Source organism: Curtobacterium flaccumfaciens (assembly GCF_051548005.1).
Taxonomy (GTDB): domain Bacteria; phylum Actinomycetota; class Actinomycetes; order Actinomycetales; family Microbacteriaceae; genus Curtobacterium.
Genome location: NZ_JBPUGH010000105.1, coordinates 1 through 11,975, shown reverse-complemented (window position 1 = coordinate 11,975; position 11,975 = coordinate 1). Strand labels below are relative to the sequence as shown.

At 72.0% G+C, this 11,975-nt stretch carries 12 protein-coding genes; 4 read left to right on the top strand and 8 right to left on the bottom strand.

Annotated features, from left to right (window positions below; translation table 11 throughout):
- Positions 1 to 102: 102 nt before the first annotated feature.
- The 3 genes from ACSW7Y_RS12330 to ACSW7Y_RS12320 all read right to left on the bottom strand — a co-directional run bounded on the left by ACSW7Y_RS12330 (position 103) and on the right by ACSW7Y_RS12320 (position 4,060).
- A complete protein-coding gene (locus tag ACSW7Y_RS12330; protein ID WP_438126567.1) occupies positions 103 to 1,464 on the bottom strand; it encodes a PhoH family protein in 1,362 nt (453 codons plus the stop codon).
- A 491-nt stretch (positions 1,465 to 1,955) separates the two neighbouring features.
- Complete coding sequence (locus ACSW7Y_RS12325; RefSeq protein WP_438126566.1) at positions 1,956 to 3,065, bottom strand: aminotransferase class V-fold PLP-dependent enzyme; 1,110 nt, start codon at positions 3,063 to 3,065, stop codon at positions 1,956 to 1,958.
- Positions 3,066 to 3,274: 209 nt separating this feature from the next.
- Positions 3,275 to 4,060, bottom strand: a complete 786-nt coding sequence (locus ACSW7Y_RS12320; protein ID WP_438126565.1) for an isoprenyl transferase — start codon at positions 4,058 to 4,060, stop codon at positions 3,275 to 3,277.
- 88 nt (positions 4,061 to 4,148) lie between these two features.
- Here ACSW7Y_RS12320 and trhA point away from each other — a divergent pair, with 88 nt between their 5' ends.
- Complete coding sequence (trhA, locus tag ACSW7Y_RS12315; protein ID WP_438126564.1) at positions 4,149 to 4,856, top strand: PAQR family membrane homeostasis protein TrhA; 708 nt, start codon at positions 4,149 to 4,151, stop codon at positions 4,854 to 4,856.
- A gap of 153 nt (positions 4,857 to 5,009) precedes the next feature.
- On the opposite strand, the gene ACSW7Y_RS12310 is transcribed toward trhA, so the two are convergent.
- Positions 5,010 to 5,312, bottom strand: a complete 303-nt coding sequence (locus ACSW7Y_RS12310) for a hypothetical protein (protein WP_438126563.1) — start codon at positions 5,310 to 5,312, stop codon at positions 5,010 to 5,012.
- A complete protein-coding gene (gene mca / locus ACSW7Y_RS12305; protein WP_438126562.1) occupies positions 5,309 to 6,193 on the bottom strand; it encodes a mycothiol conjugate amidase Mca in 885 nt (294 codons plus the stop codon). The genes ACSW7Y_RS12310 and mca overlap by 4 nt, the downstream gene beginning before the upstream one ends.
- 54 nt (positions 6,194 to 6,247) lie before the next feature.
- Between mca and ACSW7Y_RS12300 the strand changes: the two genes are divergently transcribed.
- Together ACSW7Y_RS12300 and greA are read left to right on the top strand one after the other, a co-directional pair.
- Entirely contained in the window at positions 6,248 to 6,736 is a 489-nt protein-coding gene (locus tag ACSW7Y_RS12300; protein WP_438126561.1) for a DUF4307 domain-containing protein, read from the top strand.
- 67 nt (positions 6,737 to 6,803) lie between these two features.
- The gene (greA, locus tag ACSW7Y_RS12295) at positions 6,804 to 7,292 is read left to right on the top strand and encodes a transcription elongation factor GreA (RefSeq protein WP_438126560.1); all 489 of its coding nucleotides are present in this window, start codon (positions 6,804 to 6,806) and stop codon (positions 7,290 to 7,292) included.
- 121 nt (positions 7,293 to 7,413) lie between these two features.
- On the opposite strand, the gene ACSW7Y_RS12290 is transcribed toward greA, so the two are convergent.
- The 3 genes from ACSW7Y_RS12290 to ACSW7Y_RS12280 all read right to left on the bottom strand — a co-directional run bounded on the left by ACSW7Y_RS12290 (position 7,414) and on the right by ACSW7Y_RS12280 (position 10,588).
- Positions 7,414 to 7,905, bottom strand: coding sequence for a hypothetical protein (locus ACSW7Y_RS12290; protein WP_438126559.1), 492 nt, complete (start codon positions 7,903 to 7,905; stop codon positions 7,414 to 7,416).
- 119 nt (positions 7,906 to 8,024) lie between these two features.
- Positions 8,025 to 9,284 carry a threonine ammonia-lyase gene (ilvA, locus tag ACSW7Y_RS12285; protein WP_438126558.1) on the bottom strand — a complete coding sequence of 420 codons (1,260 nt, stop codon included), beginning with the start codon at positions 9,282 to 9,284 and terminating at the stop codon, positions 8,025 to 8,027.
- A gap of 65 nt (positions 9,285 to 9,349) precedes the next feature.
- Positions 9,350 to 10,588, bottom strand: a complete 1,239-nt coding sequence (locus ACSW7Y_RS12280) for an AI-2E family transporter (protein ID WP_438126557.1) — start codon at positions 10,586 to 10,588, stop codon at positions 9,350 to 9,352.
- A 95-nt stretch (positions 10,589 to 10,683) separates the two neighbouring features.
- Between ACSW7Y_RS12280 and ACSW7Y_RS12275 the strand changes: the two genes are divergently transcribed.
- The gene (locus ACSW7Y_RS12275; protein ID WP_438126556.1) at positions 10,684 to 11,952 is read left to right on the top strand and encodes a winged helix-turn-helix domain-containing protein; all 1,269 of its coding nucleotides are present in this window, start codon (positions 10,684 to 10,686) and stop codon (positions 11,950 to 11,952) included.
- Positions 11,953 to 11,975 lie beyond the last annotated feature (23 nt).

The following is an 11,975-nucleotide window of genomic DNA, read 5'->3' as shown; positions in this document are numbered from 1 at the left end:
CCGCGCCTCCCGTCCGTCGTGTGGTGACGCGTCGTGGAACGGACACAGCACCACGGAACGGCCTGGTGCTGTGTCCAGAACCTGGTTCCGGCGGGCCGCCCGCTACACGAGGTCCGGCGAGTCGAGCATCTCCGTCACGAGCGCCGCGATCGCCGAACGCTCCGAGCGGGTCAGCGTCACGTGCGCGAACAGCGGGTGCCCCTTGAGCCGCTCGATCACCGACGCGATGCCGTCGTGCCGACCGACCCGCAGGTTGTCCCGCTGCGCCACGTCGTGGGTGAGCACCACCCGCGAGTTCTGCCCGATCCGCGACAGCATCGTGAGCAGGACGTTCCGTTCGAGCGACTGGGCCTCGTCCACGATCACGAACGCGTCGTGCAGGGAGCGTCCGCGGATGTGGGTGAGCGGCAGGACCTCGAGCATCCCGCGCTCGACCACCTCGTCGAGGACGTTGTCCGACACCACCGAGCCGAGGGTGTCGTACACCGCCTGTGCCCAGGGGTTCATCTTCTCGGACGCGTCACCCGGCAGGTACCCGAGCTCCTGGCCACCCACGGCGTAGAGCGGCCGGAAGACCATGATCTTCTTGTGCTGCTGCCGTTCGAGGACCGCCTCGAGGCCGGCGCAGAGCGCGAGGGCCGACTTGCCCGTCCCCGCTGCGCCGCCGAGGGAGACGATGCCGATCTCCGGGTCGAGGAGCGCGTCGATCGCGAGCCGCTGCTCGGCGGACCGGCCTCGGAGGCCGAAGACCTCGCGGTCGCCACGGACGAGCGCCACCGACCCGGCGGTGTGCACGCGGCCGAGGGCGGAGCCACGCTCGGAGTGGATGACGACGCCCGTGTTGACCGGTACGTCGGCGAGCGCGGCGGAGCGGATCTCCTCGTGCTCGTAGAGGTCGGCCATCTGCTCGCCGGACACCTGCAGGTCGGTGAGGCCCGTGTAGCCGCTGTCGACCGCGAGCTCGGCGCGGTACTCCTCGGCGGCCATGCCGATCGACGACGCCTTCACGCGCAGCGGGAGGTCCTTCGACACGACGACGACGTCGAGGCCGTCGTTCGCGAGGTTCATCGCGACCGCGAGGATCCGCGAGTCGTTGTCCCCGAGCTGCAGCCCGGACGGCAGCACCGCCTGGTTCGAGTGGTTCAGCTCGACGCGCAGGGAGCCCCCGTCGCCGATCGCGATCGGGAAGTCGAGTCGCTCGTGCTCGACCCGCAGATCGTCGAGGATCCGGAGCGCCTGTCGTGCGAAGTACCCGATCTCCGGGTCGTTGCGCTTCGACTCCAGCTCGCTGACGACGACCACGGGCAGGACGACCGCGTGCTCGGCGAAGCGGAACAGCGCCCGCGGATCGCTGAGGAGCACCGAGGTGTCGAGCACGTACGTGCGCTGGGCGACCGGTGTGGACGAGTCCGCGGTGTGTTGCTGCTGTGTTCCGCGAGAGACGTTCTGAGAGGTCACGACCACTCCATCCCCGGGCCGCGAAGGACCCGGTCCTTGTCCTCGACGCGGCCACTGGAGCGGGTCTCGAAGCACCTGCTGCGGCCGCTTCGATCGGGCGCGGTGCCCGATGCGCTCAAGCTACGACGCACCCCTGACAGCGGGCACGCGACACGCGGCGGGTCCGGTTACGGTCGCGTGAACGCGACCTGAGCGGTGCGCCCCGCGCCAGACGCGCGCACCCACCGGCCTGGAGGCTCGGTGCGGCCGCGCCACGGGCCTCCCGTCCGGCGCGGCGCAGCCGAGTCCCGTGCGCGCGCCGCCGAGTCTCGTGCGCGCGCCGCCGAGTCTCGTGACCAGCGACACGTCTCGTGGGAACGAGCACGAGACTTGTCGCGCAGCGCGAGTCTCGGCGCGAGGGCCGAGGGCCGAAAGCGCGCGCCGAGGGCCGAAAGCCGAAAGCCGCGCGCCGAGGGCCGAAAGCCGAGGGCCGAAAGCCGCGCGCCGCGCGCCGCGCGCTACGGCATCGTGGCGTAGGACAGGCAGGCGTCGCGGAACATGTCGAGCGTCTCGTCCGTCGTGGAGGCGAACGGCGACACCCGGGCGGTCCCGGACCGCGTCGTCACCGTGACGCCGTGGTTGTGCATCGCCGCCGAGAGCGCGGTCAGGCGCCCCTGCGGCGGCCGCAGCACGACGATGCCGGCACGCTCGCGGGGGTCGCGGCTCGACTCCACCACGAGGCCGAACTCGTCCGCGATGTCGAAGACCCGCTCGACCCGGTCCGAGACGCGCTCCTGCACGGCCGACACCCCGACCGATGCGAGCCGCTCGAGCGACACCGCGAGGCGAGCCTGCGCGACGGGGTCGATCCGCGTCGAGCGGAACCCGTCGGCGCCGGTTCGGACCGACGGCACCTCGTCCGGCCAGCCGGTGGTCCCCGCGGGGCCGGACAGCGCCGGACGCAGACGGTTCAGGGCTCGGTCGCTGAAGGCCACGAACCCGGTGCCCCACCCGGCGTGCAGCCACTTCTGACCACCGGTCGCGACGACGTCCGCGACCTCGTACGCCGCGTCCACGACACCGAACCCCTGGATGGCGTCGACGATCAGCAGGCGGTCGCCGATCACCTCGCGGATCGCGGCGAGGTCGACGAGGTAGCCGGTGCGCCAGTCCACGAGCGAGACCGCGACCGCGACGACGTCGTCGGTGAGTCGTTCGCTGATGAGCGACGGCGTGGTCCACCCGGCGCCGGACTCGATCACCACGGGCTGCACCCGACCACCGGTGGACGACGCGGCCGACGCGAGGGCCAGCGGCATCGACGGGTAGTCGTCGGCGGACACGAGCACGCCACCGGTCAGGCCGAACGCGGTGTGCACCAGGCCCGGGGTGGTCGCGGTCTGCGAGACGACCTGGTCCGGGCGGCGTCCGACGAGTCGAGCGGCCACGGTGCGGACTCGGGCGTCCTGCTCGTCGAGCGTCTCCATCGCCCCGAAGCGCATGTGCTCCTGGATCGTGCCGAGCACCCGCTGCTCCTCGAGCACCGCCGTCTGGACCGGGCCGAACGCGGCGTGGTCGAGGTAGCCGGGCTCCTCGGCGAAGCCCGCGGCGTACTCGTCGGTGTTCACAGGTGCAACCTTCCATGGGACGAAAACCCTGTGAGCCTACTGTGACGACCGGCGGCGGACCGAACCCGGTCCACTGTGCGCAACCGCGAGCGGCCACGGCACCGCCGACGCGCAGCCACGCCACCAGCGACGCGCAGCCACGGTGCCGCCGGCGCGCAGCCGCGCCACCGGCCACGAACGCAACCGCCGGACCGGCCCGGGCCGCTCGATCAGCCGCCGAACCGCCGCGACCGCAGCCCGAAGTCTCGGACCGCGCGGAGGAAGTCGACCTCGCGGAGGTCCGGGTAGAACGCCTCGACGAAGTAGAACTCGCTGTGCGCGCTCTGCCACAGCATGAAGTCCGACAATCGCTGCTCTCCCGAGGTCCGGATCACGAGGTCCGGGTCGGGCTGCCCCTGCGTGTAGAGGTGGTCGCCGATGAGCTCCGGCGTGAGGACCTCGGCCAGGGTGTCGAGCGTTCCGCCGCCCTCGCCGTGCGCCCGGACGATGCTGCGCATGGCGTCCGCGATCTCCCGCCGACCGCCGTACCCGACCGCGAGGTTCACGTGCAGCCCGGTGTGGTCTGCCGTGCGCTCCTCGGCGGCGGCGAGCGCGGCCACCAGCGACGACGGCAGCCCCTCGTTCGACCCGACGTGCTGGACGCGCCAGTCCCGGTGGTCCGCGAGCACCCCGGCGAGCTCGGCGATGATGCCGACGAGTTCCTCGAGTTCCTGGCCGCCGCGGCCCGTGAGGTTGTCCGACGACAGCAGGTAGAGCGTCACGACCTCGATCCCGAGGTCGTCGCACCAGTCGAGGAACTCGGGGATCTTCGCGGCGCCGGCGCGGTGTCCGTGCGCCGCGGTCTCGAGCCCGAGCTGCTTCGCCCAGCGACGGTTGCCGTCGACGATCATGGCGACGTGCTTCGGCATCGGGGCGCCGTCGATCTGCTTCCGGATGCGGCGCTGGTAGGCGCGGTAGAGGATGCCCCGCCCCGTCGGTCCCACCCTGCTCGCCACGGGACGACTGTAGTGCACCGCACCCCCGAACCCGCAGGACGGGAGCGTGTTCGGCAGACGTTCGAAGAGTCCCCTTACGATCGGCTCCATGCAGGCCTCGAACGACACCGGGACCCTCCCGCACGTCCCCTTCACCGAGGAGGCGTCGACCGCGACCGAACCGCCCCGCCCCGCCTGGCGCGGGTGGATCCACCTCGGCACGTTCCCGTTCGCGATCGCGATGGGCGTCGTGCTCGTGTGCCTCGCTGCGTCACCCGCGGCGAAGGCCGGCAGCGCCGTGTTCATGGCGAGCTCGTTGCTCATGTTCGGCGTCTCGGCGACGTACCACCGGTTTCCGTGGGGCCCGACGGTGAAGAAGGTCCTCAAGCGGATCGACCACACGAACATCCTGCTGCTCATCGCGGGCACGTACACGCCGATCGCGATCTGCGCCCTGCCGCACACGCTGATGGTCGTGGTGCTCTGGGTGATGTGGTCGGGCGCCGCGCTCGGCATCGCCTTCCGCGTGCTGTGGATCGGTGCGCCGCGTTGGCTCTACGTGCCGATCTACCTCGTCCTCGGGTGCGCTGCGCTGGGCCTCCTGCCGCAGTTCTTCGCCGCGAGCGTGCCGATGACCGTGCTGGTCCTGTCGGGCGGCCTGGCGTACGTCCTCGGCGCGCTCGTGTACGGCTTCAAGCGTCCCGACCCGTCGCCGACGGTCTTCGGGTTCCACGAGATCTTCCACGCCCTGACCGTGATCGCCTTCGCGGCGCAGTGGGTGGGCGTGCTCATCGTCGCGCTGGACCCGGTGCGCTGAGCCTGCGCGCGCCACGTACTGACGTGCGTGAAGGACGGCCTGGAGGCTGGTGGTCGGCCCGCCACCCCTCCCTCGCAGGCTCGGCCGGCGCGGCCCGCGTGACGCCGGCGCGTCACCGCTGAGCGGGGCGCGCCATGCCGTCGGTGGTCGCGTCTACCCGCGTTCGGTGTCGTCGCCGACGTCGGCGCGGCCGTCCTCGGCGGCACGCCGCTCCGGCTCGTCGGTCGCGGCATCCTCGGCACCCGCCTCGGCCTCGAGCCGCTCGCGGATCTCGGCGCGGTAGCGCGTCCGGCGGATGCGCCGCGTCATGTCGATGACCAGCAGGATCGTCACGACCGCGACGACCGCGATCGCGATGAACCCGGCGACTCCCGGGGTGACGTCGACGTCCGGGACGACCGAGGTCGGGCTCGGGCTGGGGGTGGCGGCGGCCAGTGCCGCCCAGGTGGTGCTCACGCAGTGGTGTCCTCGTCTGCCGGGATCCCCGCGAAGAGGTCGGACTCCGGCGTCGACGTCGGCACACGGGCCTCGACGAGCTGGTAGTCCTCGGTCGGCCACACCGTCGCGAGGAGGTCGTTCGGCCACGAGAAGAAGAAGCTGTCCGGCGGCACCTGGCTCGCGTGTGCGTGCAGGGCGGCGTCGCGGGCGTCGAAGTACCCGCGGACGTCGACGTGCGTCGTCGCGAGGTCCGGCCGGTCGGCGAACCGCTCGACCCACTCACGGAACTGCTCGACGGCGGGGCTGTCCGGCTCCCGCTCGCGCATCGCGTCGTGGATGGCGGTGAAGCGCCGCGGGTTCATGGTCCGCTCGTAGTAGAGCTTCGCGACCGCCCAGGGCTCGCCCGCCTCCGGGTACTTCGCCGGGTCGGCGGCGTCGCGCCACGCAGCCACCGAGACCTCGTGCGTGCGGATGTGGTCCGGGTGCGGGTAGCCGCCGTTCTCGTCGTACGTGACGAGCACGTGCGGACGGAAGCGGCGCACGACGCGCACGAGGGCCTCGGTCGAGTACTCCAGCGGAACGGTCGCGAACGTCCCGGGGCGGACGGTCTCGCCCTCTTCGGGGAGCCCGGAGTCGTGGTAGCCGAGCCAGACGTGGTCGATGCCGAGCGCCTGCTGCGCCGCGGCCATCTCGGTGCGGCGGTACCCGGCCATGTCGCGGTGCGCGCGCGTGGTCGCGGGCTCGCCGAGCTGGTCGTTGAGGATGTCGCCGGCCTCGCCACCCGTGCAGGACACGACGAGGACCTGGTTGCCCTCGGCGACGTACTTCGCCGCGGTCGCCGCTCCCTTGCTCGACTCGTCGTCGGGGTGGGCGTGGACGGCGAGCAGACGGTACGGCACGGGGGTTCCTCGCGGTCGGGGACGGTCGCGGACGCGGGCGGCGCACAGCCAGGCGTGAACTACCCTGGTCATCAGGATAATCACCCCGGGAGCCCCGAACTGTCCGATCAGCAGCACCCCGCCACACCGGCACCCGCAGCGGCCACCACCGCGGCGACGCTCGACGACCGGTACGGCCGCACCCCGTCGCGGAACCGCCGGGCGCGGGCCCTGGCGATCGTCGCGGCGATCGCGGTCGTGGTCGTCTTCGCGGTGTGGGCGATCTGGGCCGGGCCGGGGCAGACGAGCCACGGGCTCGACACCGACGACGTCGGGTACGAGGTGCTCTCCGACCACGCGACGGTGGTGCACTCGCAGGTGTCGCTCGACCCCGGCACCGAGGCCGAGTGCGCCGTGCAGGTGCTCGACAAGTCGTTCACGATCGTCGGGTGGAAGGTCGTGACGATCCCGGCGAGCGAGCAGCGGTCGCGCACGATCTCGACCGAGGTCCGCACGACGACGCGTGGCGTGACCGGCTTGATCCACGACTGCTGGGTTCCCTAGACTGCTGTGATCCGCAGAGCGAGACCGGCCACACCGGCCGGTCTCGCTCTTCGTCGAAGGGAACACGATGAGCAACGACACCCAGGCCACCTGGTTGACCCAGGAGGCACACGACCGCCTCCAGGCGGAGCTCGAACAGCTCTCCGGCCCGGCCCGCAAGGAGATCGCGGACCGCATCGAGGCGGCGCGTGAAGAGGGCGACCTCAAGGAGAACGGCGGTTACCACGCCGCGAAGGACGAACAGGGCAAGATCGAGGCGCGCATCCGCCAGCTCACCGAGCTGCTCAAGCACGCCACGGTGGGCGAGGCCGACTTCGACGGCACCGCTGAGCCCGGCACGGTCGTCACGGCCGTGATCGCGGGCGACGAGTCGACGTTCCTCGTCGGCAACCGCGAGATCGTCGCCGAGGGCTCGGACCTCACCGTCTACAGCCCGGTCAGCCCGGTGGGTGCCGCCATCCTCGGCCTCCGCGCCGGCGAGAAGACCACCTACACGGCCCCGAACGGCAAGGAGATCGCCGTCGAGGTCACGAAGGTCGAGCGCTACGAGCCGTAGTCGCTCGCCCCGCACACCACGCAACGGACACAGCACCGCGGAACCCCGCGGTGCTGTGTCCGTTCTGCGATGTGGGAGCGCGTGCGGTGGGGCCAAGCGCTCAGCGCTCAGCGCTCAGCGCTCAGCGCACGGTGACGTCTCGGTGCGAGACCGCCCGACGACACGGGAAGCACACGAGGTCGCCGACCTCGACGTCCGCGGGCAGCACCGCGTCGACCCCCGCGGTCCCGGCCGGGTTCGTGGTGAGCGTCACGGCGGCAGCCGGGGCGACCGAGGCCCGGCCGATCACCCGCGCCTCGCTCAGCACGGCGCAGTCCGGCAGCACGGCGTCGAGCTCGACGAGGAGCACACCCCACGGGCGCCGGACACGGGTGACGGCAGCGACGGTGACGCACAGCTCGCGGGGCCGCCAGTCGCGGGGGCGGTACCGCGGCGGGGCCTCCTCGGCGGTGTGCACGCAGGGCGTCCCCGCGACGGCGGCGAGTCGCTGCATCGAGACCGCCCGGACCGTGACGTCGTCCACGGTCGCCACGGTGACGGCGGGCCAGAGCGTCGGGTCGAGCGGATCGGGCAGCGAGGCGCGGAGGGACGGGATGATGGACGTGAGGGTCATGACGGCAGCCTCACGCGCCTCCAGGCCGGTGTCGCCGTCGCGAACGGAATGCTGACGCGCCGGGCCGGGACCCGTGCGGTCTGCTCACGCAGGCAGGCGGGCCTCTGCTGGCCCGTCGGTCAGCGCTCGATCATCTCCGGGCGGAAGCCCGCCTCCTGCAGGCGTCCGAGGACCTCCTGCGCGTGCTCGGGACCGCGGGCCTCGACCGACAGGTCGAGCGCGACCTCGTTGATCACCAGGCCCTGGCCGTGCCGCGTGTGGAGCACCTCGACCACGTTCGCACCGGCGTCGGAGATGACCTGCGCGACCCGCGCGAGTTGTCCCGGGCGGTCCGGGAGCATGATGCGGATGCCGATGTACCGCGAGGCCGCGACGAGACCGCGGGTGATGATGCGCTCCATCATGAGCGGGTCGATGTTTCCGCCGCTGAGGAGCACGACGGTCTTCCCGGTGTCGTGGACGGACCCGGCCATGATCGCCGCGACGCCGACCGCGCCCGCGGCCTCGACCACGAGCTTCGCGCGCTCGAGCAGCACGAGGAGGGCGCGGGCGACGTCGTCCTCGGTGACGGTGACGATCTCGTCGACGAGGTCGCGGATGATCGGGAAGTTCATGTCCCCGGGGCGGGCGACCGCGATGCCGTCGGCGATGGTCGGCGTGGTCTGCACCGTCACGGGCTCGCCGGCCCGGAGCGACGTCGGGTAGGCGGCGGCGTTCGCGGCCTGCACGCCGACGACCCGGATGGTGCGGCCCTGCTGCTCGGCGATGCCCTTGACCGCGAGGGCGATGCCGGCGATGACCCCGCCGCCGCCGATCGGGACGACGACGGTGTCGGCGTCCGGGACCTGGTCGAGGATCTCGAGGCCGAGGGTCCCCTGCCCGGCGATCACCGCGGGGTGGTCGAACGGCGGGATGAACACGGCACCCGTGCGGTGGGCGAAGTCCTTCGCGGCGCTCAGCGCCTCCTCCACGGAGTGGCCGCGCAGGACGACGTCGGCGCCGTAGTGCCGCGTGGCCTGCAGCTTCGGCAGGGCGACGCCGACCGGCGTGAAGATCGTCGCCGGGATGCCGAGCTCACGAGCGGCGAGCGCGACGCCCTGCGCGTGGTTGCCGGCGCTCGCGGCGACGACGCCCTTCGCTCGTTGCTCCGGTGTGAGGGCGGACAGGCGGTTGTAGGCGCCGCGGACCTTGTACGCCCCGGTGCGCTGCAGGTTCTCGCACTTGAGGTGCACGGGCGAGCCGAGGAGTTCCGCCAGGTACTGCGACGACTCCATCGGGGTGACGCGGGCGACCCCGGCGATGGTCGCGCGAGCGGCCTCGATGTCCGCGAGCGTGGGGATCGCTGCGGTCGGGATCTGGGGCGCGGTGGTGTCGGTCACCCGCTCATCATCGTCGCTCGCGGTCGTCGCCGCGAACTCGTGACGTCCGCTCGGGTCGCCGGGCGTCAGCCAGCCGTGCCCTTGGCCGCCGTCGGCTGCTCGTCGCTGCCGGGCTCCGGGACGTCGTTGCGGTGCCGCTTCCGCCACTTCCGCTCGCGCTTCTCCTTCGCGGTGGCGGCGTGGTCGCGCTGCTGCGCCTCGAGCACGTGGTCGGAGTCGAGCCCGCGCCACTTCCCGCTCGCGATGGTCGTGACCATGGAGTTGAGGGTGGCGATGAGCGGGACGGCGAAGAACGCGCCGGCGATGCCTGCCAGGCCCGAAGCCGCGGTGACGCCGAGGACGACGGCCAGCGGGTGGACCTTCACGGCGTTGCCCATGACGAGCGGCTGGAGGATGTGGCCCTCGATCTGCTGCACTGCGAGGACGACGCCCAGCATGATCAGGGCCGCGACCCACCCGTTGAAGAGGAGCGCCACGATGACGGCGAGGATGCCGGTCACGATCGCGCCGACCACGGGGATGAACGCGCCGAGGAAGACGAACACGGCGATCGGGACGACGAGCGGCAGCTGCAGGACGGCGGCACCGATGCCGATGCCGACGGCGTCGACGAACGCGACGAAGATCTGCACCTTCACGAAGCTCGTGAGTGTCGTCCACCCGGAGACACCCGCCCCGTCGATCGCCGAACGTGCCTTCTTCGGGAAGATCCGCACGACCCAGCGCCAGACGTTCTTGCCGTCGATGAGCAGGAAGATCACCGTGAAGATGACGACGAACAGGCCGGTCAGCACGTGGGTGAGCGACGACCCGACGCTCGCGGCGCCGGACAGGATCGACCCGGAGTTGTCCTGCAGCCAGTTCGTCCCCTGGTCGAGGTAGTTGTTGAAGTCCTTCTCGCTGATGTCGAGTCCGGAGTTCTGCAGGAGCTGCTGCACGGAGTCGTACTGCTGCAGCGCGCGATCACGGAGCGACGGCCAGGCCGCGGCGATCTGGTCGACCACGAGCCAGATGAGCCCACCGACGGCCGCGAGTCCGCCGACGAGGCTCACCACGACGGCGACCCACTTCGGGACGTGGTGCCGCTGCATCCAGTTCGAGAGCGGCACGAGCAGCGACGCCACCACGATGCCGATGAGGAACGGGATGAGCACCTCGCTGAACAGCGTGACGAGGTAGATGAACACCGCCACCACGCCGACCACGACGAGCACGCGCCACGACCACGCCCCCGCGATCCGCATGCCCGTGGGCACTGAATCCTCGACGACGGGGTCGGGATGAGTCTTCTTGCCCCAAGCCATGCCCGCCACTGTACCGATGTACAACCTGACAGGTTCCGGATCAGGCATACGGGTTCTCGCCCGGGCATGTCGGTGCGGATCGGTAGCGTCAGGGCATGGTCAGGACGACGCTCTCCGCCGCCGAAGCACGCCGGGTCGCGCTCGCGGCGCAGGGGTTCGGCGCCGCTCCCTCCCCCGCGGTGTCGACCCGCGCGCTGAACGCCGGGTTCGCCCGGCTCGGGCTGCTGCAGATCGACTCGGTGAACGTCTTCGAGCGGAGCCACTACCTCCCGCTGTTCGCCCGTCTCGGTGCCTACGACCGGGCGACGCTCGACCGGCTCACCACCACGCGGCGCGGTCCGTACCTCGAGTACTGGGCGCACGAGGCCGCCTTCGTCCCCCGCGATGACCTCCGCCTGTTCCGCTGGCGCATGGACGCGCTCCGGACGCGGGACGCCCGCCCGAACCGGATCGAGTCCGTCGTCCGGACCGAGGGCGTCCGGCGGGAGCTGCAAGCGCTCCTGCACGCGGAGGGGCCGATGCGGGCGAGCGCGGTCGAGCACGAGTCGAACGTCCGTCGCGGGCCGTGGTGGGGTTGGAGTGACGTCAAGATCGGGCTCGAGCAGATGTTCCGCTGGGGTGAGGTCGTCAGCGCGGGCCGGACGGGGTTCGAGCGCGTCTACGCCCTGCCCGAGCAGGTCCTGCCCGATCGCTTCCTCGACGAGGCCCCCGCCCGCGCCGACGCCGTCCGGGAGCTCGTCCGCCGGGCGTCACGGGCGCTCGGGGTCGGCAGCCGCGCCGACATCGCGGACTACTACCGGTTGCGGTCGGACGACACCGGTCGCGCCCTCGCCGAACTGACCGAGGCCGGCGAGCTCCTGCCCGTGCGCGTCGAGGGGTGGGCGGACCGTGCGTGGCTGCACCCGGACGCCCGGGTACCCCGGACGCTGACGGCGGACGCGGTGCTCAGCCCCTTCGACCCCGTCGTGTGGTTCCGGCGCCGGGCCGAGCGGATGTACGGCTTCCACTACCGGATCGAGATCTACACGCCCGCGCCCAAGCGGGTGTTCGGGTACTACGTGCTGCCCGTGCTGCAGGACGACCGGCTCACCGGACGGATCGACCTGAAGAGCGATCGGCAGCGCGGCGTGCTGCGGGTGCGGACGGCGTGGGAGGAGCCCGGGGAACACCTCGACGCCGAGCGGCTGGCCGAGGTGCTCCGGAGGACGGCGGCGTGGCAGGGGCTCGACGGCATCGAGGTCACCGACCGCGGGACCGCTGCGGCAGGCCTCGCGGGCGCCCTCGGCGTGGGACTGGTGCCGCACGAGTCGGCGGACGATGCCGACGTGGCGGAACCGGCGCCGGCACTGGACGACACCGCCTGACCGGCCGGGAGGCCCGTGGGGAC

Bases quoted from the DNA above. Each gene is read 5' to 3' on its own strand.
- trhA (WP_438126564.1), top strand. From the start codon at position 4,149: ATGCAGGCCTCGAACGACACCGGGACCCTCCCGCACGTCCCCTTCACC.
- greA (WP_438126560.1), top strand. From the start codon at position 6,804: ATGAGCAACGACACCCAGGCCACCTGGTTGACCCAGGAGGCACACGAC.
- ACSW7Y_RS12290 (WP_438126559.1), bottom strand. From the start codon at position 7,905: ATGACCCTCACGTCCATCATCCCGTCCCTCCGCGCCTCGCTGCCCGAT.
- ACSW7Y_RS12280 (WP_438126557.1), bottom strand. From the start codon at position 10,588: ATGGCTTGGGGCAAGAAGACTCATCCCGACCCCGTCGTCGAGGATTCA.
- ACSW7Y_RS12275 (WP_438126556.1), top strand. From the start codon at position 10,684: ATGGTCAGGACGACGCTCTCCGCCGCCGAAGCACGCCGGGTCGCGCTC.